The 1,781-nt window shown below is 63.3% G+C and carries 1 protein-coding gene; it reads right to left on the bottom strand.

The annotated features are described in order from the left end of the window. The coding region (locus ACH4UM_RS41745) for a nickel-dependent hydrogenase large subunit (RefSeq protein WP_398191910.1) at positions 1-1,781 on the bottom strand (1,781 nt) is incomplete at both ends.

The raw sequence follows: 1,781 nt of genomic DNA, 5'->3' as shown, positions 1-1,781 counted from the left end.
TGGTTGGCTCCGTAGGTGGGGGTGTGGTGGGTGGTGAGGGTTTTGCCGTTGCCGATGTACATGTGGACGCCGCAGGGGAGGCAGGGGTCGAAGCTGCGGACGGTGCGCATGATGTCGACGCCTTTGAAGTCGTCGGGTCCGTTTTCTTCGAAGATGGGTTGTCCTTGGACGGCGTCTTCGTAGGGGCCGGGGGTGCCGTAGGTGTCGCGGGGGCTGGCGTTCCAGGGGGTGGGTGGGTAGGGGTGGTAGTTGGCGATCTTTTTGTCCTTGATGACGAGGTGGTGGGAGAGGACGCCGCGGACGGCTTCGTGGAAGCCGCAGCCGATGGCTTCGTCGGGGACGTCGAAGTTTTCGAAGACTTTGGTGTCGCCGGCTTGGACCATGGTCATGGCTTCTTCGAGGAATTGCAGGGCCATGGCGGCGGCGTAGGCGATGAAGTAGGGGCGGGCGCGGTCGCGTTCGATGGTGTTGCTCCACTGGGGGATGGTCCACTCCAGTGTGGTTTCGGGGAGGGTTTCGCCTTTGGGGAGGGTGATGCGGACGCTGTGGCCGGTGGCTTTGATGTAGGGGGTGTTGACGAGGCCGCTCAGGGCGGTGGACCACAGGCGGGCCAGGGGGCCGCCGCCGGTGTCCAGGGCGAGGTGGTCGCCGGTGTCGGGGTGGTACCAGCGGGGGCTCATGACCCAGCTGTAGTTGCCGTTGAAGTCGCGTTTTTGGGGGGTGGGGACGGTGGTTTGGTTCCAGGGGTGGCGGATGTCGATGGGGTTGCCGAGGGGGTCGTGGGTGACGAAGGGCTGTTGGGTGTTCCAGTCGTCGTAGTAGGAGCTGCCGAGGAGGATGCGCAGGCCGAGGTTGATGTCGATGAGGTTGTTGGTGACGAGTTTGCCGTCGACGATGATGCCGGGGGTGACGTACATGGCCTTGCCCCATTGGTTCATCGTTTCGTAGCGGTAGTCGACGATGTCGGGGTTTTGCCAGGCGCCCCAGCAGCCGAGGAGGATGCGTCGTTTGCCGACTTCTTCGTAGCCGGGGAGGGCTTGGTAGAAGAAGTCGAAGATGTCGTCGTTCATGGCGACGGCTTGTTTGATGAAGTCGATGATGCGCATGAGGCGGGAGAGGTAGTCGGTGAAGACGGAGGGTTGGGGCATGGTGCCCACGCCGCCGGGATAGAGGGTGGAGGGGTGGACGTGGCGGCCTTCCATGAGGCAGAACATTTCGCGGGTGATGCGGGAGATTTTGAGGGCTTGTTTGTATACCTCGCCTTCGAAGGGGTTGAAGGCGCGCATGATGTCGGCGATGGTGCGGTAGCCGTGGGTGTCGCCGCGGGGGGCGGGGGTGTTTTCGGCGCGGGCCAGGACGGTGGGGTTGGTGGCTTTGACCATGGCTTCGCAGAAGTCGACGAAGACGAGGTTGTCCTGGAAGATGGTGTGGTCGAACATGTATTCGGCGGCTTCGCCGAGGTTGGTGATGTGTTCGGCCAGGGGTGGGGGTTTGACGCCGTAGGCCATCTGCTGGGCGTAGTTGGAGCAGGTGGTGTGGTTGTCGCCGCAGATGCCGCAGATGCGGGAGGTGATGAAGCCGGCGTCGCGGGGGTCCTTGCCCTTCATGAACACCGAATAGCCGCGGAAGAGGGAGGAGGTGGAGTGGCACTCCACGACTTCCCGGTTGGCGAAGTCGATCTTTGTGTAGATGCCCAGGTTCCCGATGATCCGGGTGATCGGATCCCAGGACATGTCCACGATCTGCGCCGGCTTGCGCTCCCCGGCACGGGACTCGGTTGC

The sequence above is a fragment of the Streptomyces sp. NPDC020801 genome, from assembly GCF_044334385.1.
In the GTDB taxonomy this organism is placed as follows: Bacteria; Actinomycetota; Actinomycetes; order Streptomycetales; family Streptomycetaceae; genus Streptomyces.
The sequence above is the reverse complement of the archived record's forward strand: the minus strand, read 5'-3'. Positions and strand labels throughout refer to the sequence as shown.